General features: G+C 48.6%; 26 protein-coding genes. 16 read left to right on the top strand and 10 right to left on the bottom strand.

Going from position 1 to position 24,744, the window contains the following annotated elements:
* Window positions 1–132: 132 nt before the first annotated feature.
* From ACTHUM_RS01945 to ACTHUM_RS01930, 4 genes are all read left to right on the top strand, one after another.
* A complete protein-coding gene (locus ACTHUM_RS01945; protein ID WP_004519734.1) occupies window positions 133–1,383 on the top strand; it encodes a lipoprotein-releasing ABC transporter permease subunit in 1,251 nt (416 codons plus the stop codon).
* Entirely contained in the window at window positions 1,376–2,059 is a 684-nt protein-coding gene (lolD, locus tag ACTHUM_RS01940; protein ID WP_004519733.1) for a lipoprotein-releasing ABC transporter ATP-binding protein LolD, read from the top strand. Before ACTHUM_RS01945 ends, lolD begins: the two co-directional genes overlap by 8 nt.
* 131 nt (window positions 2,060–2,190) lie before the next feature.
* Window positions 2,191–3,954: an exodeoxyribonuclease V subunit alpha gene (gene recD / locus ACTHUM_RS01935; protein WP_070695576.1), complete on the top strand. Its 1,764-nt coding sequence runs from the start codon at window positions 2,191–2,193 to the stop codon at window positions 3,952–3,954.
* Window positions 3,955–4,050: 96 nt separating this feature from the next.
* Window positions 4,051–5,250 (top strand): hypothetical protein, encoded by a 1,200-nt coding sequence (locus tag ACTHUM_RS01930; RefSeq protein ID WP_004519731.1) that lies wholly within the window; start codon window positions 4,051–4,053, stop codon window positions 5,248–5,250.
* Between the two features lie 93 nt (window positions 5,251–5,343).
* Here ACTHUM_RS01930 and ACTHUM_RS01925 read toward each other — a convergent pair whose 3' ends face one another.
* Window positions 5,344–5,745 (bottom strand): RNA-binding S4 domain-containing protein, encoded by a 402-nt coding sequence (locus ACTHUM_RS01925; RefSeq protein WP_003679090.1) that lies wholly within the window; start codon window positions 5,743–5,745, stop codon window positions 5,344–5,346.
* 204 nt (window positions 5,746–5,949) lie between these two features.
* Here ACTHUM_RS01925 and ACTHUM_RS01920 point away from each other — a divergent pair, with 204 nt between their 5' ends.
* The 6 genes from ACTHUM_RS01920 to ACTHUM_RS01895 all read left to right on the top strand — a co-directional run bounded on the left by ACTHUM_RS01920 (window position 5,950) and on the right by ACTHUM_RS01895 (window position 11,300).
* Window positions 5,950–6,909: an acetyl-CoA carboxylase carboxyltransferase subunit alpha gene (locus ACTHUM_RS01920; RefSeq protein ID WP_004519730.1), complete on the top strand. Its 960-nt coding sequence runs from the start codon at window positions 5,950–5,952 to the stop codon at window positions 6,907–6,909.
* An 88-nt stretch (window positions 6,910–6,997) separates the two neighbouring features.
* Window positions 6,998–8,323, top strand: coding sequence for a tRNA lysidine(34) synthetase TilS (gene tilS, locus ACTHUM_RS01915; protein ID WP_004519729.1), 1,326 nt, complete (start codon window positions 6,998–7,000; stop codon window positions 8,321–8,323).
* A 219-nt stretch (window positions 8,324–8,542) separates the two neighbouring features.
* Entirely contained in the window at window positions 8,543–9,142 is a 600-nt protein-coding gene (gene rpoE, locus ACTHUM_RS01910) for an RNA polymerase sigma factor RpoE (protein ID WP_004519728.1), read from the top strand.
* A 5-nt stretch (window positions 9,143–9,147) separates the two neighbouring features.
* Window positions 9,148–9,696: a sigma-E factor negative regulatory protein gene (locus ACTHUM_RS01905; RefSeq protein ID WP_039862135.1), complete on the top strand. Its 549-nt coding sequence runs from the start codon at window positions 9,148–9,150 to the stop codon at window positions 9,694–9,696.
* A 118-nt stretch (window positions 9,697–9,814) separates the two neighbouring features.
* Complete coding sequence (locus ACTHUM_RS01900; protein WP_004519726.1) at window positions 9,815–10,606, top strand: TrmH family RNA methyltransferase; 792 nt, start codon at window positions 9,815–9,817, stop codon at window positions 10,604–10,606.
* A gap of 34 nt (window positions 10,607–10,640) precedes the next feature.
* Window positions 10,641–11,300: a YecA family protein gene (locus ACTHUM_RS01895; RefSeq protein ID WP_004519725.1), complete on the top strand. Its 660-nt coding sequence runs from the start codon at window positions 10,641–10,643 to the stop codon at window positions 11,298–11,300.
* Between the two features lie 60 nt (window positions 11,301–11,360).
* Here the strand turns inward: ACTHUM_RS01895 and ACTHUM_RS01890 are convergent, their stop codons facing one another.
* The 4 genes from ACTHUM_RS01890 to ACTHUM_RS01875 form a co-directional block, all read right to left on the bottom strand.
* A complete protein-coding gene (locus ACTHUM_RS01890) occupies window positions 11,361–11,849 on the bottom strand; it encodes a DUF456 domain-containing protein (protein ID WP_004519724.1) in 489 nt (162 codons plus the stop codon).
* Between the two features lie 143 nt (window positions 11,850–11,992).
* Window positions 11,993–13,219 carry an MFS transporter gene (locus ACTHUM_RS01885; protein WP_440361170.1) on the bottom strand — a complete coding sequence of 409 codons (1,227 nt, stop codon included), beginning with the start codon at window positions 13,217–13,219 and terminating at the stop codon, window positions 11,993–11,995.
* A gap of 100 nt (window positions 13,220–13,319) precedes the next feature.
* The gene (locus ACTHUM_RS01880) at window positions 13,320–13,718 is read right to left on the bottom strand and encodes a hypothetical protein (protein ID WP_004519722.1); all 399 of its coding nucleotides are present in this window, start codon (window positions 13,716–13,718) and stop codon (window positions 13,320–13,322) included.
* A 96-nt stretch (window positions 13,719–13,814) separates the two neighbouring features.
* Window positions 13,815–15,860, bottom strand: a complete 2,046-nt coding sequence (locus tag ACTHUM_RS01875) for a TonB-dependent receptor (RefSeq protein ID WP_049336630.1) — start codon at window positions 15,858–15,860, stop codon at window positions 13,815–13,817.
* Window positions 15,861–16,255: 395 nt separating this feature from the next.
* Between ACTHUM_RS01875 and ACTHUM_RS01870 the strand changes: the two genes are divergently transcribed.
* On the top strand, window positions 16,256–16,876 hold the full coding sequence (locus ACTHUM_RS01870) for a TetR/AcrR family transcriptional regulator (protein ID WP_004519720.1): 621 nt from the start codon (window positions 16,256–16,258) through the stop codon (window positions 16,874–16,876).
* A 91-nt stretch (window positions 16,877–16,967) separates the two neighbouring features.
* On the opposite strand, the gene ttcA is transcribed toward ACTHUM_RS01870, so the two are convergent.
* Together ttcA and ACTHUM_RS01860 are read right to left on the bottom strand one after the other, a co-directional pair.
* Entirely contained in the window at window positions 16,968–17,927 is a 960-nt protein-coding gene (gene ttcA / locus ACTHUM_RS01865; RefSeq protein WP_004519719.1) for a tRNA 2-thiocytidine(32) synthetase TtcA, read from the bottom strand.
* Window positions 17,928–18,055: 128 nt separating this feature from the next.
* Window positions 18,056–18,409, bottom strand: coding sequence for a RidA family protein (locus ACTHUM_RS01860; protein ID WP_070695578.1), 354 nt, complete (start codon window positions 18,407–18,409; stop codon window positions 18,056–18,058).
* A 99-nt stretch (window positions 18,410–18,508) separates the two neighbouring features.
* Here ACTHUM_RS01860 and ybaK point away from each other — a divergent pair, with 99 nt between their 5' ends.
* From ybaK to hemB, 5 genes are all read left to right on the top strand, one after another.
* A complete protein-coding gene (ybaK, locus tag ACTHUM_RS01855; RefSeq protein ID WP_004519716.1) occupies window positions 18,509–18,994 on the top strand; it encodes a Cys-tRNA(Pro) deacylase in 486 nt (161 codons plus the stop codon).
* A 15-nt stretch (window positions 18,995–19,009) separates the two neighbouring features.
* Entirely contained in the window at window positions 19,010–19,597 is a 588-nt protein-coding gene (locus ACTHUM_RS01850) for a DnaJ domain-containing protein (RefSeq protein ID WP_004519715.1), read from the top strand.
* Between the two features lie 3 nt (window positions 19,598–19,600).
* On the top strand, window positions 19,601–20,473 hold the full coding sequence (locus ACTHUM_RS01845) for a DMT family transporter (protein WP_049344792.1): 873 nt from the start codon (window positions 19,601–19,603) through the stop codon (window positions 20,471–20,473).
* A gap of 160 nt (window positions 20,474–20,633) precedes the next feature.
* Complete coding sequence (locus ACTHUM_RS01840) at window positions 20,634–21,344, top strand: DUF6973 domain-containing protein (protein WP_004519713.1); 711 nt, start codon at window positions 20,634–20,636, stop codon at window positions 21,342–21,344.
* A 32-nt stretch (window positions 21,345–21,376) separates the two neighbouring features.
* Window positions 21,377–22,378 (top strand): porphobilinogen synthase, encoded by a 1,002-nt coding sequence (gene hemB / locus ACTHUM_RS01835; protein ID WP_003683488.1) that lies wholly within the window; start codon window positions 21,377–21,379, stop codon window positions 22,376–22,378.
* Window positions 22,379–22,569: 191 nt separating this feature from the next.
* Here hemB and lipA read toward each other — a convergent pair whose 3' ends face one another.
* The 3 genes from lipA to ACTHUM_RS01820 form a co-directional block, all read right to left on the bottom strand.
* A complete protein-coding gene (lipA, locus tag ACTHUM_RS01830; RefSeq protein ID WP_003683323.1) occupies window positions 22,570–23,553 on the bottom strand; it encodes a lipoyl synthase in 984 nt (327 codons plus the stop codon).
* Window positions 23,554–23,682: 129 nt separating this feature from the next.
* Complete coding sequence (gene lipB, locus ACTHUM_RS01825; RefSeq protein WP_004519711.1) at window positions 23,683–24,285, bottom strand: lipoyl(octanoyl) transferase LipB; 603 nt, start codon at window positions 24,283–24,285, stop codon at window positions 23,683–23,685.
* Window positions 24,285–24,560, bottom strand: coding sequence for an HP0495 family protein (locus ACTHUM_RS01820; RefSeq protein ID WP_004519710.1), 276 nt, complete (start codon window positions 24,558–24,560; stop codon window positions 24,285–24,287). Before ACTHUM_RS01820 ends, lipB begins: the two co-directional genes overlap by 1 nt.
* Window positions 24,561–24,744: the final 184 nt, after the last annotated feature.

The raw sequence follows: 24,744 nt of genomic DNA, 5'->3' as shown, positions 1-24,744 counted from the left end.
CGGAATTTACGGGAAGATACATGGTTTTACATACACTTTATCCCTGAATGCTACATCAGTCGGGCAATCGGACGACCTGTCGGTTTTACGGTACAATAAGCCATTTTTGACAAACGAATGAGGCATTTTTGAATGGCTTCTTTAGAAACTTGGATAGGCCTGCGCTATTTGCGTGCGAAAAAACGCAATGGCTTTATGTCATTTATTACCATGATTTCAATCGTCGGTATCGCCTTGGGTGTAACGGCGCTGATTGTGGTGTTATCGGTAATGAACGGATTTCAGAAAGAGATACGAGGTCAATTGTTGAACGTCGCACCTCATGCAGAAATCGGCTATTACGATGTCGGCAGTGCGCCGGGTTGGCAGAGTTTGCGCGAATTTGTAAAAGGCAAAAAGGAAGTATTGGCCAGCGCGCCTTATGTTTCCGATCAGGCTTTGCTTGCTAATGCAGGAGAAGTGCGCGGTGTACAAATACGCGGTATTTTGCCGTCTGAAGAAAAAAATGTCGTTGATTACGGCAAGGATATGCCGGCCGGCAGTTTCGACGATTTGAAGCCGGGCGAATTTGATATTATTTTGGGTCAAGGGCTTGCTGAGGCATTGGGCACGGAGATTGGTGGCAAGGTTACAGTGATTACGCCTGAGGGGAATGTTACTCCTGCCGGTGTAGTGCCGCGCTTGAAGCAGTTTAATGTGGTCGGTGTGGTAAAAACCGGTGTATATGAAGTCGATAACACATTGGCCATGACGCATATCAAGGATGCGCAAGTCTTGTATCGACTGGGAGAAAATGTCGGTGGGCTGCGTTTACGATTGGCTGATCCTCAGAATGCGCCGTCTTTCATTGCCAAGTTGATTCCTGATGCTAAAAAAGATGAAGTATGGGTGCGCGACTGGACGTTTAACAACCGCAGCTATTTTGAAGCCGTTGAGTTGGAAAAACGCATGATGTTCATCATTTTGACACTGATTATCGCGGTTGCTGCGTTTAACCTCGTTTCTTCTTTGGTAATGGCGGTAACGGAAAAACAAGCCGATATTGCGATTTTGCGCACTTTGGGTTTGTCCCCGGGTGGGGTCATGAAGATTTTCTTGGTACAGGGCGCATTTGCGGGGTTCTTTGGTACGCTTGTGGGCGTGGTATGCGGTGTATTGTTGGGGTGGAATGTTGGTAAGATTGTCGCGTTTTTTGAAGACCTATTTGGCGTACATTTGATTAACTCACAGGTTTATTTCATCGATTACCTGCCTAGCGATGTGAACTTGAAGGATGTCGCCGTTATTGCCTGCATTTCGCTTGGCTTGGCATTTATCGCCACACTGTATCCGAGCTGGCGTGCTGCAAAAACCCAACCTGCGGAGGCTTTGCGTTATGAGTAAGACAATTTTGAAATGTACCGGCGTTGGCAAAAGCTATAATGATGGCGCATTGAATGTACAAGTGTTGAATCATTTGGATTTTGAAGTTGCAGAAGCGGAAAGCGTGAGTATTATTGGTTCGTCAGGCAGCGGTAAATCCACATTGCTGCACCTTCTTGGTGGCTTGGATATGCCGTCTGAAGGCAAGGTGATACTGATGGATCAGGATTTGGGCGGCTTGAGCCAAAAACAGTTGGGTGAATTGCGCAACCGTTATTTGGGCTTTGTGTATCAATTCCACCATCTATTGCCTGAGTTTTCTGCTTTGGAAAATGTCATGATGCCGCTTTTAATCGGCAAAATGCCCAAGGCGATGGCTGAGGAGAAGGCTGTCAATATGCTGAAAAAGGTTGGCTTGGACAAGCGTATGCTGCACCGTCCGAGTGAACTTTCCGGCGGCGAGCGTCAGCGTGCGGCGATTGCCCGTGCTTTGGTTAATGAGCCGAAATGCTTATTGGCGGATGAACCGACGGGAAACCTTGACCGTAAAAATGCGCAAAATGTGCTGGACATGATGCTGGATTTGAAACGCGAATTGAACACCAGCCTGATTGTGGTGACCCATGATGATGAGCTGGCTGAGCGTTTCGACCGGGTAATGACCATGAAAGACGGCAGCCTGCAAGTGCTGCAATAAGGTTATTATTTCAGGCAAATATTTTATGCTTTGAACGGTATAATAGAGGCCGTCTGAAAATAGGTTTTCATTTATGGAAACGCTGTTTTTCAGACGGCCTTTCTTTTGTCCGTATCAATCAAGCATAAACCATGAATCCAACCAACTCTATCCTTTCCTCTGCCGCAGATGCGGCCATAGCGTTTTTCCGCCGTCACGAAGTACAGGGTGCATCCGTTATTGAGCCTTATGTGGTTCGACTGTTTGCAGCCTTGCAAAACGGGCATTCGTTTGTTTATTTGGATAAAGCGGATGTTGATGCCTTAAGCAACTTGCCGAATTTGGTCGGTAATGCGGATAAACCGCTTATCCTGCAAGGCCGGAAATTGTTTTTAGGGCGGATGTGGCAGTTGGAGCATGATTTGGCTGTTGAAATCAAACGGCTGGCAAGTGCCGAGGCGGAAGAAGTGAATTTCATGGTGGCTTCAAAAAGCCTGAGCGACTGGTTTGATACTAAAGACAGCAAAGAGCAACGGGATGCTGCTGCTTTGGCCTTGCTGCAAAACTTTATGCTGATTACCGGCGGGCCGGGTACGGGGAAGACGACGACCGTCGCAAAGCTTTTGGGTCTGATTTGCAATAACAGTACGAAGCTGCCCCGTATTGCGTTGGCTGCGCCGACAGGTAAAGCGGCTGCACATATGGCACGGGCTTTGCAGCGTGCTTTGGACGGTTTTGATTTGTCTCCGAGCATTAAAGCGCATTTGGAAAACTTGGAAGGGCAGACTGTCCATCGTTTGTTGAAACTGCGTCCGCCGCAAATGCGCCCTGTGTTCAATCATGAATATCCGCTTGCTTTGGATGTTTTGGTGGTGGATGAGGCGTCGATGTTGGATTTGCCGCTGGTGTTGGATTTATTGCGCGCCGTGCCTACCGGCTGCCGTCTTGTGTTGCTTGGCGATGAAAACCAGTTGCCGTCGGTTGGCTTGGGAGCCGTGTTGGCAGCATTGTCGCGTCCGACGGCTTTGGATAAAGAAACCGCTGAAAAGCTGGAAGTGTACCTGCCCAATCATGGCTTTGAGATAAAAGGGCAGCCACAGGCTTTATCGCAAAACAATGCCAAATTGACGTTCAGCCACCGGTTTGGTGCAGACAGCGGTATCGGCTGTTTGGCAAGGGCGGTGGTTTCCGGGGAAAAGCAAACTGCGGTTGAACAGTTTGACAAGTTCCCCAAAGAATTGGAAATGAAATCAGGCCGTCTGAAAGAGCAGGTCGCCTTGCTGTATCAAAAGCAACAGGATTATTGGCAGGCCGTGGCAGAGAATAATGTTGCACTCGCCTATGGTCATGCTGCCGATGTAGTGGTATTGGCGGCTTGGCGGCAGGATGCGGATGATTTGAATCAGGCTTATCAAGAATACTTGCAACGACAAGGCAAGGTTTCGGGCGAAACGCCTTGGTTTGCCGGACAAATCATCATGATTACCCACAATGATTACATGCTGGAAGTGTTTAACGGCGACATCGGTCTGATTATGAAAGATGAAGAATCGTTGAATGGCTTGTCTGCCTATTTTCCTGAGAAAGATGGATTCAAAAAAATTGCCATCAGCCGTTTGCCCGATTTTGAATCGGCTTTTGCCATGACGGTGCATAAGAGCCAAGGTTCGGAATATCGGGAAGTATGGCTGTTGCCCCCGTCAGTGCCTGCAACGACGGAAAGCGAAGAAGAAGCCCGAGGTTTGGATAAGGCTCTGCTTTACACAGCCATTACCCGTGCGCGTGAACGTTTTGTGTTTTGGGAAAATGCGGAGGAATTATGTCAGGCTGTGGGATGCCATCAAAAACGCAGGACGGCATTGGCCGATGCCTTGGAATGGCAGTTTGAACAGCTTGATGAGCAGGATTCTGTTTGACCTGAATCAAGAGGCCGTCTGAAAGAGGATAAAGCGTTTAAATCTGCTTGACTGATTACACTAATTTACATACGATAAAAATAATTAGTAAATAAAATGAATAATTTATACGAAATTCATAATTTTGTACGCTTTATCGAATACTTCACTTTCAATACCTTCTTTTGGAGAGTCGGCATGAAATTTCAAACCAAACTGATTGTAACCTGTATTTTATTGGCTTCATCGTCTTATTCTTTGGCAGAGAATGCTGATGGCGGACGTGATGCGGCGGCTTTGTCCACCACCAACGATTACGTCAATTCCGGCAGTATTATTCGCAAAGATGACGATAAAATCAGTATTTTCAATGATTTATTGACTATAAATGGTGGTTTGCGCGTGCGTGCGGATACCAAAGACATCAATGCCAACAACAGCAGCGTTAATCCGACGCCTGAAGATACCAATGCCAACTTTAATGCGGAGTTTTGGTTACGCGCAAAACTGTATAAAGATTGGAAATTGGTTGCCCAAATCGAGCCGAATATCGATTTGGAAACCGGTAAGTTCAACGGCGATCATGATGTGCCGGTGAATAAACTGTATGCCGAAGGTACTTTGTACAACAATATTAAAGCGCGTGTCGGTAAATTTGGTGCGTTCTCTTCATACGGCCGCGTATGGGATACCGAAGTAACCGGCGGCGAAATCTTCTTCGACAATAAAACCCTGCCTACCAAAATCTATGCGGGCCGCCGTACTGGCAATCTAAACGACAACACATGGGGCATTGGTGGCCGTCGCAGACATTTTGCCGCAGTTCAAAGCGTGTTGCCTGTAAATGAGAATATCAACGTCGGCGCAACGGTCAGCTACATGAAAGACATCGATGTACGCGGTGCGAAGAAAAATGCGGTCTTTGGAGAAATCGGTACGGATATCAAGTTTAATGACGATTGGCATTGGATGGCCGCAGTCAGCAAGTCCAATATCAAAGCCTATAATGATGCCGGACAAAAAATTAAAAATGATGGCGTGTTCACTGAAGTACGCTATAAATTGGCCGACTGGAACGTCCGCAATTCTTACGACGTATTCTTGAACTACCGCCGTGTCGGTTTGTTGTCCGGTGTCTCTTCTGTTGAGGATTACAGCAAAAACGTCCAAGGCGTGCAAATCGGTGCGACCTATATTCCTTGGAAAAACTGGAAACTCAAAGGCTTCTATTTGGCCGGTAAACAGGTTACACCTACTGTCGGCACGGATAAGCAGGATGTAAACGTTATTCGTGGTCAGTTAGAATATAAATTTTAATCATTACAAATAAAAAACAGGCAGGATGTCCTGCCTGTTTTTGGTTTTCAGACGGCATGGATATGGGGCCGTCTGAAATAATGGATTCGACGCTTACCAGCTATCGCGTTTCATACGGTCAAGCTGGCGGCGGTCGCGTTTGGTTGGGCGTCCGTCCGGATAAGCGGCACTGATGCGGCTGGCTTGGTCGAGCTGTTTTTGAGCTTCGCGTTCGGCAGCCGTTTTCATGTCTTCTTCGTAGAGTAAACGCGCTTCCGGTGCCGGTCGGCGTTGATGATTGAGCGCGGCAACTTTGAATTTGTAGGGAAGGGAGTTCAAAGTCATGTCGATGGTGTCGCCGGCAGAAATATTTTTGCTGTTTTTCACCTTTGAGCCGTTTACCAAAACCCTGCCCAGCTCAATATGTTTTTGTGCCAGCGCGCGGGTCTTGAAAAAGCGCGCGGCCCAAAGCCATTTGTCCAAGCGCATGGACGAATTGTCATGATCGTTTTTCATAGCCTGTTTGAAATGATTGAACTGAATTGAAGTTTATCATAAGATACGGCACTTCATGAGTTTAGTGCAGATATACTATTTCTTTGTTAAAGGCCGTCTGAAAGATTTTTTATTGCAAAAGATGGCAGTTTCCCTTTGAGAAATGCTGTCAAATACGTCTGATTAGCGTATCATGTCAGCAACCGTTACCGAGAGCTTTGTTTTATGAAACCCGTTTTTTTGGACTTCGAACAACCCATCGCCGAATTAACCAATAAAATTGACGAGTTGCGATTCGTACAAGACGAATCTGCCGTTGATATTTCCGACGAGATTGCCAGACTGCAAAAGAAAAGCAGCGAGTTGACCAAGTCAATTTTCAGCAAGCTGACTCCGGCTCAAATTTCACAAGTGTCCCGCCATCCGCAACGTCCTTATACTTTGGACTACATCAACGGTATTTTTACCGATTTTGAAGAGTTGCATGGCGACCGCCATTATTCTGACGATCATGCCATTGTCGGCGGTTTGGCGCGTTTCAACGGCCAAAGCGTGATGGTTATCGGCCATCAAAAAGGTCGCGATACCAAAGAAAAAATCCGCCGTAATTTCGGTATGCCGCGTCCTGAGGGTTACCGTAAGGCATTGCGCTTGATGAAGACTGCCGAAAAATTCAATATTCCAGTTATGACCTTTGTCGATACACCAGGCGCGTATCCGGGCATTGGTGCAGAAGAACGCGGCCAGTCTGAAGCCATCGGCCGTAATTTGTACGAACTGACCCGCCTGCATGTGCCGGTATTGTGCACCATCATTGGCGAAGGTGGTTCGGGTGGCGCGTTGGCAGTGGCTGTCGGCGACTATGTTAATATGCTGCAATACTCGACTTATTCGGTGATTTCTCCCGAAGGTTGCGCCTCTATTCTTTGGAAAACTGCTGAAAAAGCAGCAGATGCCGCGCAAGCATTGGGTATTACCGCCAAACGCCTGCAAGAATTGGATGTCATCGACAAAGTGATTGATGAGCCTTTGGGCGGCGCACACCGTGATTTTGAAACCACGATGAAAAACGTTAAAACCGTTTTGGAGCAGCAATTAAGCGAAGCGCAAAGTATGACCATGCCTGACTTGCTTTCTCGCCGTTTTGACCGCATCATGGCTTACGGTAAATTTACCGATAAATAAGTTTGACTGCTGAAAAAGCAAGCAGATGTCGCTGCTTGCTTTTTTTGTGTTCTATTTTTGAGTCATTCACAATTTCAGGCCGTCTGAAATGTCGCAAGTATCCCCTGATTCCCTATTTAAAAGTTTTCAAACAGCTTTTCCTGATTTGCCGAACCATACTGTTTTTGAAGTTGGCTTGAGTGGCGGATTAGATTCTGTCGTCCTGCTGCATCTTTTGCATCGGATGCGCGAATTTCGCCATTTTGATTTGCGTGCCGTTCATGTTCATCACGGTTTAAGCACCAATGCCGACAGTTGGGCAAAATTTTGTCAGGATTATTGTCAGCGTCTGGATGTTGCCTTGCGGGTGTGCCGCGTTAATGTGCAAAACCAAGGAAAAGGTTTGGAAGCGGCAGCTAGGGCTGCCCGATATCAGGCATTTTCAGACGGCCTGAGGAAAATTATTGTTTTGGCCCATCACCACAATGATCAAATCGAAACATTTATGTTGTCGGCTGTGCGCGGGGGCGGATTACGCGGTATGGCAGCCATGCCTGTATGGCGTAATTTAAATGAAGAAATTCAAATCTGGCGACCACTTTTGGCATTTTCTCGTCAGGAATTGGCTGAGTATGCGCAACAGTGGGGATTATCTTTTGTTGAAGACGAAAGTAATGAAGACTCCGGCTATTTACGCAATTGGATGAGAAATCAGGCTTTACCGCAATGGCAGCAGCGTATTCCGAATTTTGAGCAGCAAATTTGTGCCAATGTTCGATTATTGCAGGAAGATTTGCAGCTTTTAGATGAATTGATTGAGTCTGAATACCAGCGCATTAGTCCAAACGGAATATTCAGCATCAGCCTGTGGAGGCAATGTACGCCGCTTTTGCGTCGTCGACTGCTTTGGTATTTTTTGCGAAAGCAAACGGAATCATTGCCTTCTTATCACAGTATTGCCGATTTTGCCCGAGTATTGGAAACCGCTGATCAGGCGCAGTTGAATTTGCCAGATGGGGAACTGGTCGCATATCGGGACAAGCTGTTTGTTTGTCAGGAAAGTGAGTTTCAAAAACTGCCTTGGTGTAATGGCAGGGAAGTTCAAGGCCGTCTGAAAGATATTTTGCTCGAAAATGGTTTTGTTTTATTACCGTTTAAGGGAGGTTTGTCGGAAGAGGAGTTGGAGAAGCCGGCGGTACTTAGAAGTGTGGTCAAAGGTGATGTGATTCAGTCGGGACAGAGGGAAAAATCAGTCGAAAAACTATTGCAAGAGTGTCATATTGTGCCACTCGTCCGTAAATATTGGCCGATTATCCTAAGTATGGGCAACAAGTGCCTTGCTGTTGTTAATCTTCGGGTGGGAAGCGATGTTCAAATAGGCGAAGGCTATCTGCCTGTTCATGAAAAGTTGGTCAAATATATAGCAGAAAAGTAAAGAGAATAACTTTAAATTTAGTAAGTATTAGTAATTTAACTACTTGTGCTAAGTGTATATATAATAAGCAATACAGCTTATGTTAGAGCATCTGCACGAATAAACTTTTGCGATTAAATGTAATCTTGTGGAACTATTTCAAAGCGATGCTGTCTTTATTGTGCACAGCACGCTTTACTATTTTTTGGTTTAAAGCAGTAAAACGATTAAAGGTTGGGTATGAACGATCGCCAAATAGATCAAGTTTTGGTGGAGCGCGCGCAGAAAGGTGACCATAAGGCATTCGAGATGCTGATGTCCAAGTATCAGCGTCGGCTAAACAGACTGATTTCCCGTTTTATTCAGGATGAGCATGAAGTGCACGATGTAACCCAAGAAGCAATGATTAGGGCTTATCGTGCGCTGGTTAATTTTCGCGGTGAGAGTGCGTTTTATACATGGCTGTACCGTATCGGTATCAATACGGCAAAGAATTTTCTGACCACTTCGGGTCGCCAGTTTTTTGTCAGTTCGGAAGCAGCCAATGAGGAGGGAGATGTTCTTGATTTAACCGATCAGATTGCGGATTACCATACGCCGGAAGCTGAAATGATGAATCGGGAAATCTTGCAGACCGTCGAAGCAAGCATTGCGCAACTGCCAGACGATATGCGTCAAGCCATTACGCTTAGGGAAATGGATGGCTTGTCTTATGAAGAAATAGCTCGGGTAGTGGATTGTCCGATAGGTACTGTACGTTCGCGTATTTTCAGAGCGCGTGAACTGATTGCAAAAGATTTGCGGCCGCTGTTGGATACTTCTGAAGATCAAAGGTGGTAATAAAAATGAACGAAAAAACAAATAAAGCATTGGAGTATGTGTCTGCATTGATGGACGGTGAAGCATTGACTGATGAGATGCTGGATGCCGTATTGGCAGACGAGGAAGCTATGCGCGCTTGGCATGAGTACCACATTATCGGCGACTGTATCCGTCAGGGTGCAGCGGCAAGTGTTGCCGGTGAAACCATGCAAAGCAAAGCATTTACAGTGCCTCAAGCCGAAGCTGAAGGCAAACAGGAAAAATATGCCCAGCGTGAAGCGGCTAATAGCGGCTTCTTCAAATTCTTCGCAGCTGCTGCCAGTGTGTGTGCGATTGCTGTTGCAGTATGGCAATTTACACCGCAATCTTCTCGTGACGCTATGCCGGTTGCAGAGAAGTCTAATACTCAGCCTGCCCAAAATATCATTCCGGTAAGCGGTACGCCTAGTGATAAAGCGGCTTCTGAGCCTGGCGAGACTGTTGTACCGAATGCGGCAAAAGACGGCAAACTTGAAAACCGTCCTACTGTTCGCACCGAGCAGCAAAATGAGCAGCAGACTGTTGTGCAGTAAAAAATGAAATCATGTGAAACCCTTGCTTTATTGCAAGGGTTTTTTATTTTCGTAGTAAAACCGTTAGGCCGTCTGAAAGCATAGCTTCAACGAAGTCAAAACAGTTATAATGCGCTCCATGAAACTGATTACCTCTGCTCAAAACGAACAGCTCAAACATTTATTCCGTCTGCTGACGCAGGCCAAAGCAAGGCGTGAAAGCGGTGAAACCGTATTGGAAGGCGTACATTTGCTGCAAACTTATTTGCAAAGCGGAGGTACGCCCAAACAGGTTTATCTGCCTGAAAAGAAACAGCAACATATTGAAATTCAAGAAATTACGGCGCAGTTGGACGAGGGATTGATTACTTGGGTCGGTAACGAAGCGCTGTCTAAAATCACCAGTCTGACCGATGCCGATGATGTGATGACTTGGATTGATATTCCGCAGCAGGCAGGCTTGCCTTCAGACGGCGATTGCGTGGTATTGGAGCGGGTACAAGACCCAGGCAATGCTGGGACGATTTTGCGCAGCGCAGCGGCTGCCGGAGTCAGGCAAATTGTGTGCAGCAATGATTCCGTGGATATCTGGTCGCCCAAAGTGTTGCGAGCGGGGATGGGCGCGCATTTTCTGCTGTCTATTTTCAGCCGAGTGGAATTATCAGCTTGGATGGAAACGTATCAGCATCAAATTTGGGCAACTGCCTTGGGCGGTCGCAATATCGGTTTGTATGAGATGGACCTCAGTCAACCCTGTGCTTGGGTGTTTGGCAACGAAGGCAGCGGCGTGAGTGAAACGGTAAAAGAGAAGGCCGATGCCTGTGTCAAAATTCCCATGTTGGGGCAAACCGAATCCTTGAATGTCGCGATGGCGGCGACGGTTTGTCTGTTTGAACAAATGCGGCAGCGTATCCATGCCCAGGCCGTCTGAAAACAATAATACGATTTTATTTTAAGGAACAAAAATGCAAATACTGACTTTTGATGAAGCGGCACGCAGCCGCTTGATGGAATTGCTGGATGCCAAATCCGAAGCCCACAACACCATGCGTTGTGATGAGGTTCAAGGTTTTATGATGGCTTTATTGAGCGGTCCGGATGCTTTGAACCCGACCAACTGGCTGCCTGAGATTTTGGGTGAAGAATCTTTGTTTGATGCTAAAGAGCGCACCGAAATCGAGCGTTTGGTAATGGCAATGGCTGCTGATATGCGCATGAAGCTCGACGAGAAGATTTTGCCTGATTTGTGGTTTTATGAAGATGAAGCCGGCAATCCGGATTTCTACACTTGGTGTAACGCCTATCTTTACGCACTGGATATTGTGCCTACCGATTGGTTTGAAGCAGTCGATCAGGAAGAGTTTGAAGATTTGTTCTATCCGATTATGGCTTTGGGCGGTATCTATGACGATGAGGAAAACGGCGAAGTCATCTTGCATCTGAATGAAAAAGAGCTGACCCAGCTGGAATCTGATTTGCCGCATGTCCTGCTTGATATTTACTGGTACTGGCAGGCCATCATCAATAAGCCGCAAACCGTCCGCCGCGAAGGCGAAAAAGTGGGGCGCAACGATCCTTGCCCGTGTGGTAGCGGTAAAAAGTACAAAGCCTGCTGCGGCAAATAAACAGTGAAATGAAAAGGCCGTCTGAATGCTTGAAATTTAGACGGCCTTTAATGTTTTGTCTTAGAACAACGAGGCCAACCAAACAAACAGGATGGTCAGTGCGATGGTCAAGGCGCAGCCGATTTTGGCCACGGTGCCGATGATGAAGCCGATAAACGTACCGATACCGACTTTGCCTGCCTGCCAAGTGTCTTTGCGTGCCATAAATTCGCCGATGGCCGCACCGGTCAACGGGCCGAGCAACAAGCCGGGAATGGAAAAGAATGCGCCGACGATGCCGCCGATAAATGCACCCCAAACTGCGGTTTTGCTTGCGCCGGTATATTTTGCACCCAATGCGCCCGCCACATAGTCCATTGCAGTACCGAATACGGCAACGATAGCCAAAAAGGTCAGCGTACCCGAGCCAAACACTTGATAATCGCCGGCATAACCCAACAGCCATGCACCACCAAACATCAAACCCAATCCGGGCAAGGCAGGATAAATAGTGCCTAAAATACCGACAACAATGGCGATCAAGCCGAGAACGATGAGAACAGCAGTCATGAGGTTCCTTTTAAATTTAAGAGTGTAATAACGGCAGTATTATGGGCACGTTTTGTTATATTTTCATGAGAGATTGTGCAATAAAATGAAAAATTATCCGGAGGCGCGCTCAATTAAAATTGATGGATAAATATCTAAGCGAATTATTGTGAATCATGTTCTGAATGATTGAATAAATTTCTATTCAAATATAAAAGCAGGCCTACCAATACGGCTAAGTACACTGCAACCCAATACGCATCTGTATAACCAATAGCCTTTGCCAGCCGTAGGGCGGCGAAACCGGCTGCGTAACTGCCGAGCAGGACGACGGAAAATTGCAGGCTGCTGTCGAGTGCAGCGGTGGCGCGGTCTGATTTGTCCATCACCAACGCCAGTATCACCGGCAGCAGCAGCGTGTAGCTCAGGCTCAGGGCGATGATTTGCGCGGGCGGCAGCCAAGGGTGGGCACGTGCGAGCGTATCGATGGCGGTCATGGACACCAAAAGCGGCAGTTGCAGCGCGTAGAGCAGGAATACGAGTTTGCGGCGCGGATAATTGCGCGAAAACCAGCCCGACAGCGGCGTTACAATCAGGCAGGCAACAGGAATGCCCACCGCCAGAATCCCGCCCGTCTGCTTCGGGTTGAAGCCCAAATCCGCCAGCTTGGGCACAAAGGTTGCCGCCATAAACGCATACGGTACGGCAACGGCAAACAGCAAAACCAGCCACCGCCAGCCCGTTTCAGGTTGCTGCCAAAAAGAAACTAGCCGCGTTGCCAACGCCGTCCAACTACCTTGCGCAGTCGGACTTTCCGGCTCGCGGTAGTACAAGAGTTGCAGCAACATCAGCAGGCTGAACGCCAGCATAAAGCCAGCCGCCGCCGTCTGTCCGTATTCCTGATACAGCCACAATACCAGCGCGCCGCCGATCATTTTGCCGCCGCGTGCGGCCATCGTTTGAATCACGCCGCCGAAACCGCGTTCGCGGTGCGGCAGGACGATGCATGACAAACCCAGCATCGCGCAGCCGTACACCGCCGACATCGCCGAGAGCAGTACGCAGCAGGTCAAAAGCAGCGCGAAGTTCTGCGTTATGTCGGTACAGGCCATCAGCCCGAACACTGCCGAAAGTCCCAGCGTCGCCGCCAGCAGCCAGCCGCGAAACCGCCCCGCCGGCCGCCGTTCCATCAGTGCGGCAAACAATACCTTCGCTGCTTCGATACTGCCGATTAAATGAATCCAGCTCAGTTGATTCAGGCTATAACCGTGATTTTTCAAAATAGCGACCAGTGCGACCAGATAAAAACCGGTTAGCGTGAATTTGTAAGTGCTGCCGCCGATAAGCAGCAGCCAGTCGCGTGAGTTTGGGGAAGTCTGATTGTCGGACATCACATGATTCTTTTGAAGATGAGGCAAATAAAGGGACAAGGCCGTCTGAACATATTGGGTGGTAATACTTGATTTGTATTTAAATAGGTTTAGTATCTTTTCAGACGGCCTTCAACGCTTCTTCTGCGCGAAGTAGGGCGGTTGTTTCATCTGCTTCAACGATGTAGTTCACGCCCAGCGCGGGGCCGAGTTTGGACGATTGTTCGCGGAATAACGCCAGTTGTGCCGCGTCGGGTTCGATAAGGAGCATGGCGGCGCAGCGTTCGGACAGTTGCGGCCGATGTGCCTTTATCCATTCGATGTAAGTTTTACGGTCGGCAATGCGCTGTTCGTCGCTTACCTGCCGCCGCATCGGGGTGCAGACGGTGGCGAAGCGGGGGTTTTGGTTTAACAGGGTTTCGAATTCGGTCAGCCAGCCGGCGAAGTCGGCGACGTGGGTCAGGTCGGTCAGGTAGATGGTGCCTTCGGGCAGGGTTTTGGCGGGGGTGAAGTAGTGCATGGGATTCCTTTGGGTGTTTTGGAGGAATAAACGGTAGGCCGGGCATAAATGTCCGACCTATGTTTTTTCAGACGGCCTCTATCATTTCAGCTTCATTTAAAACTTCCATTCCGCACTCACGCCCACGCTTCTGGGGCGTTGGTAGAGCGCGTCTTGGCGGTCGGCGCTGGAAATGAATATGGGTTGGCGGCGGTTGAGCACGTTGTCGGCGTAGAGTGAGACGCGGCCTTGTTTGAAGTTGTAGGCGGTGTAGAGATTGACTTGGTTGTATGCGCCGATTTTGCCCGATTCGGCATTATCGGCGGCGGAGTAGTAGCCGCCGTAGAAGCGCACGTCGCCGCCGGCTTCCCAGCCTTTGTCGTTCAGGTATTTCACGCCGATGTTGGCGGTGTATTTGGGCGCGCGGCCGAGTTTGTTGCCTTCGATGCCGCTGTCGGGATAGCTTTTGATTTTGGTGTTGAGCAGCCCCAGTCCGGTGGTGAGTTTCAGGCTGTCGGTCGCCTGCCAGTCGGCGGCAAGTTCCGCGCCGTAGGTATGGACTTTTTTGGCGTTGCGGATGACGACGGAGTTGGTACCGAGATAGAAGGGGAGCTGCATGTCGCGGTAGTGGTTCAGGAACAGGTTGCCGGAGAGTTGCAGGCGGCGGTCTGCGCTGCGCCAGCGGGTGTACCACTCGTAGTTGTTCACATATTCGGGTTCATAAGTGTAGGTTACGACGGGGCGGCCGAAGGTGATGCCCGCGCCGCCGGGGTTGTAGCCGCGTGCGGCTTTGATGCCGCTGACCCATTGGTCGGTGGGTTTGAAGGCAATGTCGATTTTGGGCAGGAACACGGTCTGGCCTTTGTCTAAATTAAGGTGCAGTGCGCCGCTGCCGCCGCTTCTTTTGTGCGTTTCTTTTTCAAGGCGGGCGGCGGCCGTGATGTCCCATTTTTCGCTGGGGCTGTATGTGGTTTCGGCAAACAGGGCGCGTACGCTGTTGCGGTCGTCAAAGGTGTTGCGGCCGCCGACACTGCGGATGTCCACCCATTCGTCTTGTTTGCTGCGGAAGTAGTGCAGTCCGACAAGGCCTTTCAGACGGCCTTTGTTTGAAAAATGCAATACCGGCTCCCATTGCAGTTCGCGGCCTTTTAGTTCGGCGGGCACGCCTTGCGGGCTGACGGTCATTGGCAGGTGCAGCCGCTCGTTGTGGTAGCGGCCGTAAACCAGTTTGTTTTCCAGTTTCAGATAGTCGTTAAGCTGCCACGATACGTCCCAGATGCCCGATGTCGAGCCGGTTACGAACACGGGTTTTTCTTTTAAAAAACGGCGGCTGGCAGTGTTGCCCATGATTTCGTTTTGCGGCGCGCGCGAACGGATGTGGTTCAGCGTCAGGCGGCTGTAAAAATCGGGATGGTTTTCGGGCGTGAGCAGAAGTTTGAAGCGCACGTTGGTGTTTTCCACGCGGCGCGGATTGCCGGTTGGCTCGTAGGACACGAACGGCTCGTAGCTTTCGCGTTGCTGCCGTTCCGCGCTCAATCTGAAGGCAAGGTTGTTTTTCACAATCGGGCCGGACACTACGCCGGCGATGTTGCGCGTTTTCTGGTTGCCCAAACCCAAGCGTAGCGCGCCTTCCCATTCGTCGGTCGGGTCTTTGGAACGCATCACCACCGCGCCCGCCACCGCGTTCTGCCCGCGCACATGGCTTTGCGGCCCGCGCAAGACTTCCACCTGCTGCATGTCCCACAGCGATTGCGTGCCGAAGGCGTATTCGTTGTAAGTGGCGGAGCGGCCGTCTATGGACAGGTTCAGGCGCGGCCGCGTGCCCGCAAAGAACGCTACCGCGCCGACGGCAGGGCCGGAGCCGTCCACGCCTCGCACGGTCGGCAAATCGTTGCCGCTGCCCAAGTCCACCGTGTTCACAGTCTGTTTGATCAGGTCGGTTGCGGAAAGATTGTGGCCGCTGCGGTCGATGTTCGGCGTGGAGAAAACGCGGTTGGACGTGGCGGTTTCAAAGCCGTTGCGGTTGGTGCGTTCGCCGGTGACGACGACTTCTTCCAACTGCACCTGTTCCGCATCTTGCACCGCATCGGTGGCATAAATCCATTCGGAGGCGAAAGCGGCGGCAATCAATAGGGGGAGGCGGCGGAGGGTGTGTTTCTGCATTTCCTTATCCTTTCAGACGGCATACGTCGGGGTGGATTGAACATCAGGTAATCCAATTGCTCCGTCAGTATGCAAATATTTGTATTTACACATTTACATAAAACAAACTATTAATGTAAAGTATAAGAAATAAGAAACAGGAATGCAAGTGTTTATCATTCACTTTACTTCCCTCTTATCTTGTGAATCATCCAAAAAAATCCCTCTCCTATTTTTGGGAGAAGGTTGGAGGAGGCAGATTCTGTAATCTTCATGAATTTGGCCTGCCAAGCATCCGATAGTCCTCATTCGTAGGGCGGAGCGGAAGGATAAGGAAAGAGGCCGTCTGAAAGCCGTTATATTGCCATTGCCGCTGTGGGGAAATATGATGAGTATCCGACTTGCGGATAACTTTAATGAAAAACCTTTATGAACAAAATCAAAATCTTCTTACCGTCATGACTGCCAGCAAACAACAAACCATCGCCGACACCGCCCGCCGCCTATTCCGCGAACATGGCTTTTCCGCCGTATTCGTAGGCAGTATCTGCGCCGAGGCCAGCGTCAGCCGCGTCACTTTTTACAAATATTACAGCGGTAAAAACGCACTCTTGCAGGAAATTGTTACCGAGCAGAAAAACCGCGTCCGTGCCGAATTTGAAAATCTGCTTGAACGGCAATGCAGCCTGCGCGAAGCCGCCGAGGCTGTGTTTGTCTTGCAAAAACAATCGTTTGAAGAACTTTATTCCGCCGCTTTCCTGCGCGACATTGAAGAGAACACCGATTTGGAGCTGGAGCGATTTTTCCACGAATTGAACGAAGAAAAATACGCTTTTATGCGCGGCTTCTTCCATACTCTACAACAACGCCGCCTGATTCAGCCCGATTTGCCGGTGGAGCTCATTGACCTGTTCATCCGTCAGGCAGATATATTGATGCACCATCCGCAACTGACTGCACTTTATACCGCTGCACCACAAAAGCTGCCGCAGGATATATTGGGGTTGCTGCTGCACGGTTTGTCAGGGAAAGAATAGATAAAAAAGAATAGAAAAAATTTCAAATATGAATATTCAGACGGCCTTTCGGTAAATAGCTACCAAAAGGCCGTCTGAAAATTAAATGGAATTATAAACCGCAGGTTTTGGGTTTGTTTGCCAAAATATTGATGACTTTACGTTCAGCTTTTTGCGGCTCGATTTTGATTTCGCTTTCGTCTTCTTCGCTGCCGTCGGAGAAACGTTCCGGCATTTTTTCGCTGTCAAATGCCAAGTCGCCGCCGTGTTTCAGGCTTTGACCGCGTTCCAAGCCGACAAAGTCGAAAAGTTCGGTATCGGCCAAATGTGATGGAACGACGTTTTGTAGCGCGGAGAACATAGACTCAATACGGCCGGGGAAACGTTTGTCCCAATCGCGCAGCATGTCACCGATGACTTGGCGTTGCAGGTTGGGCTGAGAGCCGCAGAGGTTGCATGGAATAATTGGGAATTGCTTCAGCTCGGCGTATTTGATCAAGTCCTTCTCTTTGACATACGCCAGAGGACGGATGACAATGTGTTCGCCGTTGTCGCTGACTAGTTTGGGAGGCATGGCTTTGAGTTTGCCGCCGTAGAACATATTCAGGAACATAGTGGCAAGAATGTCGTCGCGGTGGTGTCCTAAGGCAATTTTGGTGCAGCCCAATTCTTTTGCGGTGCGGTAGAGGATGCCGCGGCGCAGGCGGCTGCACAGCGAACAAGTCGTTTTGCCTTCGTCCAACACGCGTTTGACGGTGGAATAAGTGTCTTCTTCAACGATTTTATAGGGAACGCCGATGCTTTCGAGATAGGTTGGCAATACTTCTTCGGGGAAGCCCGGCTGCTTTTGGTCGAGATTGACGGCGACCAGTTCGAAATCAATCGGCGCGCTGGCTTGAAGCTGGCGCAGAATGTCTAAAAGGGCGTAGCTGTCTTTGCCGCCTGAGAGGCAGACCATGATTTTGTCGCCCGGTTCGATCATGTTGAAATCGTTAATCGCATCGCCGACAGCGTGGCGCAGGCGTTTGCTGAGTTTGTTGTTTTCTAATTCTTGCTTGGTTTTTTTGGACATGGCTGTTTGTGCTTTGAAATAATAGAAAAATTTAAGGGCGGTATTGTACCGCAAAAGAATAAAGGTCGTCTGAAAAACTGCGCCTGCTTGGTTGAAGCGGCGTTTTCAGACGGCCTGATATTTGTGCTTTATTTGATTTGAAGGGCGGTGATTTTGATTTCAACCTTCCAGTCGGGCGAAGCCAGTTTCGCCTCCACGCAGGCGCGGGCCGGAGCGCGTTCGGGCGCTGTCCATGCGTCCCAGGCTTCATTCATAGCGGCGTAGTCGTTCATATCGGGCAGATAGATGGTGGCTTCTAAAATGTGGGCTTTGTTGGATTGGCATTGGGTGAGCCATGAATCGATTTGCGCCAAAACATTTTCAGTTTGCGCTTTGGCATCGGCTTCAGGATTTTCGGGAACCATGCCGGAGAGGAAAACCAAGCCGTTGGCCACGACGGCTTCCGAATAGCGTTTGTTTGTGCCAAGATAGCGGATGTCCATGTTGTCTCCTGATTTCAAAAAGAAGGTATGGTAACATTGCGACTGTTTACGTTCCACATTTAAGAGGGGCTGTCTGAAAAGGATGGCGGAAAACAACCCATGAGTAAAGCAGAATATCCGGTTACGCAGGCAGTACGCTTTTTACGCAGTAAGAAAATCGATTTTGTCCCTTATGTTTACGCATATGAAGAACATGGTGGTACGGCGCGTTTTGCCGAATGTACGGGCAAGCCCGAGCATCAGGTCATCAAAACGATTGTTTTGCAGGATGAGCATAAAAAAGGTTTGGTTGTTTTAATGCACGGTGACAAACATATTTCCACCCGCAATCTGGCGCGCGAACTGGGTTTGAAACACATCGAACCGGCAACGGCAGATCAGGCGGCGAAATGGACAGGATATTTGGTCGGCGGGACGTCGCCGTTCGGTATGAAAACCGCGTTGCCGGTTTATGTGGAAGAAAGTATTTGGGCTTTGGACGAGATTTTTATCAATGGCGGCAAACGTGGGTTTATCGTAGGCATGAAGCCTGAAAACCTGCGGACGCTTAATCCGCAAGATGTTCATGTTGCAGTGGACGCGTAAAGGAGGGGAATACAGATGGAACAAGTGAATTTATACGAAATCTTGGGTGTATCTCAGGATGCGGATATCAACGTTATCCGCGAAGCTTACGGCAAATTGGTGGCCAATCCGGATATTCAGAAAGATGCGGAGCGTTTCAAAGCCATCGGACAGGCGTTTGAAGTATTGTCTCATCCGGAAAAACGTTTGGCTTATGATGCGGCTATGCAGTACGAGCGTCAGGAAGCCAAAGACAACAGCTTCAATAATACGGCGACAAATGTGGTCAACACGCCCAGCTCTGACGTAAAAAACTATGTTTTTATTGCTTATGTTACATATGCTGTGGGCTTATTGATTTTGTTTACCCCCGTTGTCGGTGTGATTATGGCGTATGTTAAACGCGATGAGGCTCAAGGCAGTATTTACGCCAGTCATATCGATTATTTGATTAAGACATTTTGGGTGTCTTTAGTGGGTACGGTTTTGGGAACTTTTACTACACTGATCTTAATTGGTTGGCTGATTTTATTGGTAACTGCCATTTGGTTTATTTACCGTGTAGTCGTCGGACTGATTAAACTGAATGAAGATAAGCCTGTTTCCAATCAAGGATGGTTTTAAAGCATGGCATATTTATTGGCAAGTATCGTTTGCAGCGTGTTGGTGTCTGTCTTGCTGAAAGTGGCGCGCAAGCAAAAAATCAATATCGAGCAGGCGGTGGCGGTGAATTATATCGTTGCCGTCACTTTGACCATGCTGGTGTTAAAACCCGATTTGAGCAATCCGCAGGTATTTTTACCGACGTGGTGGCTTTTTGCGGCCTTGGGCATATTGCTGCCAAGCGTGTTTGTCATTATGGGCAAATCCGTAGATGCGGCAGGTATCGTCAAATCGGACGCGGCACAACGCTTATCGCTGTTTCTGCCGATTGTCGCTTCATTCACGCTTTTCCATGAGCAGTTGACCGAAGGCCGTCTGATCGGTTTGGTATTGGCATTTACGGCACTGTTTTTCTTGCTTTGGAAAAGCGATGGCGGCAAGAAATCCGGCGGCTTCAGCACGCAAGTAATGCTGCTTTTGAGCGTCTGGTGCGGCTACGGCGTCATCGATATTTTGTTCAAACAAGTGGCGAAAAGCGGTACCGCTTTTGCCGGTAATTTGCTGGTGGCGTTTTGTTTGGCCGGTATCTTGATGTTTGGCTACCTGTTTGCCAAAGGAAGCAAATGGACCAAAGAGGGCATAGTGGGCGGTATGATTTTGGGCTGTCTGAACTTTTTGAATATTGTTACCTACATCTCGGCACACCAAATCATGAAGGATAATCCAACCTTGGTCTTTGCCGGTATGAATATTGGCGTGATTGTTTTGGGTACGCTGATCGGTGCGGCAATATTTAAGGAAAAAATCAGCAGCATTAATGCAGCCGGTATCAGTATTGCTATTTGCTCGATAGCCTGCCTGTTTTATTGGCCGCAGATTCGCAGCTTACTGGGTTAAAAATACTCAGGCCGTCTGAAAGTTTTCAGACGGCCTTATTTTTATTATAAAATAGCCATTCATGCGCTGATTTGGCCGTGTGGAAATTATTTTGCGCTTACGGGCGTTTCTATGTTAAACAAAGAAGTTGAACTCACACAATAATATCGATAGTTACATCATGAAACATATTAAAAAACACATTCAATGCGCCGTTTTCGGCATGCTGGTATTGTCCGGTTGCCAATCGTATCAGGAAGATCAAAGCCGCCGCAGTAAAATGGCTCAATTCGCGCTTAACCATCCCGTGGCCGCCCAAGTTATCGGGATGGAAGACGAAGGCTTAATCAATATGACCAGTAATGCCACACGCTTTGCCGAGCGTACAGGTTTGGACGACAAAGCAAACGGCGACAGCAGGGGAACACAGGTCAATGCCGTACGCCAAGCATTGTGGCAGGCGGCGATTGCTTCTAAATTCGACAGCATTATTGCAGAAAAAGCAGGTAATGCGCGTCTGACGGATATGGAGTTGCGAGAAGGTAAAGACGACTACTTCAGCCGCTACCTTGCCGACCAGGCAGTCGATCAACGTAATAACCGTATCGGCCGCAGTATCGGCAGTGCCAAACCCGACAGCGATATGAAGACGCTGGCGGCAAGCATTTTGTTCTACTACAACAAAGTAGGCTTATGGACGGCTTCCGAAGTGAACAACCGTTGGCGCATCAAACAGGAAAAACTTTCAGACGGCCAGTATGCCGAGGCATTGAAAAATATCGCCAAATTGGATCAAAACGGTATGACCGAACAGGAACGTAATAGTTATAAAACCGGTACGTTCAGCGAAATCAAACGTTCGGTCAAAGCCATACGTCAAGTCGAAGACTGATTTTAAGACTTCATTATTGAAAGGCAATTGTTATGAATTTCCCTCCGCGTTATGTCTCAAACACCCGTATGCGCCGTATGCGTAAAGATGATTTTTCACGTCGTCTGATGCGCGAGCATACTTTGACGGCAGATGATTTGATCTATCCGGTTTTTGTATTGGAAGGCCAGAATCAGGAAGAGGCAGTCCCATCCATGCCGGGTGTCAAACGCCAAAGTTTGGACAAATTGTTGTTCACTGCTGAAGAAGCACTGAAGCTCGGCATTCCTATGCTGGCTTTGTTTCCCGTGGTAACGCAAAACAAAACCGAGTTTGCGGAGGAAGCTTATAATCCTGAAGGCTTGGTGCCGACAGTAGTACGAACCCTGCGCGAGAAATTCCCAGAGCTGGGTATCATGACCGACGTTGCCTTGGATCCCTACACCATTCACGGTCAAGACGGTTTAACCGATGAAAATGGCTATGTCCTCAACGATGAAACCATTGAAGTTTTGGTAAAACAGGCTTTGTGTCATGCCGATGCAGGCGCACAAGTCATTGCCCCGTCAGACATGATGGACGGACGTATTCTTGCCATCCGTGAAGCCTTAGAAGATGCCGGACATATCCATACGCGCATTATGGCGTATTCGGCAAAATATGCTTCAGCGTTCTATGGCCCGTTCCGCGATGCCGTCGGTAGTTCCGGCAATCTGGGTAAGGCAGACAAGAAAACCTACCAAATGGATCCTGCAAATACTAACGAAGCCTTGCACGAAGTAGCATTGGATATTCAAGAGGGCGCAGACATGGTTATGGTAAAACCGGGTCTGCCGTATCTGGATGTCGTCCGCCGAGTCAAAGACGAATTCGGCGTACCGACGTATGCTTACCAAGTTTCCGGCGAATATGCCATGCTTCAGGCTGCCATTCAAAACGGTTGGCTGGATGGCGAAAAAACCATTTTGGAAAGCTTATTGGCATTCAAACGTGCTGGCGCCGATGGTATTTTGACTTACTACGCGATTGAAGCGGCAAAATTGTTGAAGAAGTAAAATAAAGAAATAAATTAAAAAGCGGCAAACAGTGTTTATCCTGTTTAGCCGCTTTTTTGTATTACTTAAGATTGGCTCAATAGGGCCCGACTAAGGTTTATTTTTTGAAAATCTAAAGAGTTTTGCATAAACAAAGGCCGTCTGAAAAAATAGTCCCCTGATTTTTCAGACGGCCTTATATGATTTAAACCTTAGTGGTGGCTGCAACCGCCGTGGGTTTCACGCAAAGCTTCGGCTGCTTGTTCGTCTGCGTGGTAGCTGGAGCGAACCATTGCGCCGATCGCGGCATTAGTAAAGCCCAATTCGTATGCTTCTTTTTCAAAAACTTTAAATTGGTCAGGCGTTACATAGCGTAGGACGGGCAGGTGGCCGTCTGAAGGTTGCAGATATTGGCCGATGGTAATCATCTCGATATTGTTGGCACGCATATCGCGCATTATTTCGCGTACGTCCTCGTCTGTTTCGCCCAAGCCGACCATGATGCCGGACTTTGTCGGGATATGGGGCATCATTTCTTTGTAACGGCGCAGAAGCTCGAGGGAGTGTTGGTAATTGGCACCCGGACGGGCTTTTTTATACAGGCTTGGATGGGTTTCTAAGTTGTGGTTCATCACGTCGGGCGGTGTTTCTGCCAAGATTTCCAGTGCGATGTCCAAACGGCCGCGGAAATCGGGAACAAGGATTTCGATTTTGGTATTCGGGCTGGTTTCGCGGATGGCTTTGATGCAGTCGGCGAAGTGTTGGGCGCCGCCATCACGCAGGTCGTCACGGTCGACGGAAGTAATCACGACATAGCGCAGGTTCATGGATTTAACGGATTCGGCCAAGTGTTTAGGCTCGTCAGGATCCAGCATATTGGGGCGGCCATGACCAACGTCGCAGAACGGGCAGCGGCGGGTACAAATATCGCCCATGATCATGAATGTGGCCGTACCCTTGGTAAAGCATTCGCTGATATTTGGACAAGATGCTTCTTCGCACACGGTATGCATTTTTTGTTCGCGAAGAATGTTTTTGATTTCAAAGAATTTCTTGCCCGGTAATTTGGCGCGGATCCATTCGGGCTTTTTCAATTTTTGTTCCAATGGAACAACTTTAATCGGAATGCGTGCAGTTTTATCTGCGCCTTTCAGTTTGATGCCGCGTTTTGGGTCGTTTTTTACTTCTTCACTCATGGTGATGTGTTCTTTCTGTCGTTATAAAGGCCGTCTGAAAAGCTTATTGTAGTCTTTATGAACTAAGGGCTTGTGGGTTCAGAGGGGCAGTTAAAAGATGGTGTTGGGGTCGAATATTTTCAGACGGCCTTATGCCAGCTCTTTCTGTAAATGCTTGGTCAGTTTGTCTGAAACTTCTGCCAAGCCGGGTGCCGGAGAGACAAAGTCGGCAATTTGGGTCATTTCCATACCGGCATAACCGCAGGGGTTGATATGGGTAAACGGACTTAAATCCATGTTCACGTTAAGCGCCAAGCCGTGGTAAACGGAGCCGTCTTTGATACGCAGGCCCAGGGAAGCGATTTTACGCTCGCCGACATAAACGCCGGGACGTTTGGGGTCGGCGGCTGCTTCGATGCCGTATTCTGCCAAGGTGGCGATGATGCTGTTTTCAAGTGCGGAAACGATATGGCGCACACTGGTCTTACGGCGTTTGAAATTGATCATCGTATAAACGACCAATTGGCCAGGACCGTGGTAGGTAATTTGACCTCCTCTGTCAATTTGGACAACGGGAATATCGTCGCGGATGAGGAGGTGTTCGGGCTTACCGGCCAAGCCTTGAGTGAATACGGGCGGATGTTCGACCACCCATAATTCGTCTTCGGTATTTTCGTCACGCGAGGCATTAAATGCCTTCATGGCTTCGAAAGTCGGCAGGTAATCGACCAAGCCTTTGTGCACGATTTTCATTACAGCACCACTTTTACCAATTCGTGTGAAGTCAGGTCGCGGTAGATATTGTCGAGCTGCTCTTGATTTTCAACATTTACATGGACAGTCGCGCCGGTATAGTTGCCTTTGCTGCTTGGGCGCGTAGTAATGTGGTGCGGCTCGGTATCGGGAGCGTGTTTGCGCACGGTTTCCAAGATGGCGGATTCAAATTCCGGATGAACCACGCCCATGACTTTTACAGGAAAGGTGCAAGGGAATTCAATTAATGATTTTTTTTCGGTTGAGTCTGTCATGGTTTACTACCTTTTTTGGTTAGCCAGGGCCGTCTGAAAAGTTTTCAGACGGCCCAAAATCCGATATATTTTATCGTAAACGTCCATATCGGGCTATTAAAAATGATGTTTTAGAAAATAGGTGCGGATAAGCTGTTTTCAAGTCTTGAAATGGAGCGCTTCAGCCCAATTTTGAGCTACATTC

It is taken from the genome of Neisseria sp. P0021.S006, assembly GCF_051956895.1.
This window is presented reverse-complemented; position numbering and strand designations above follow the sequence as displayed.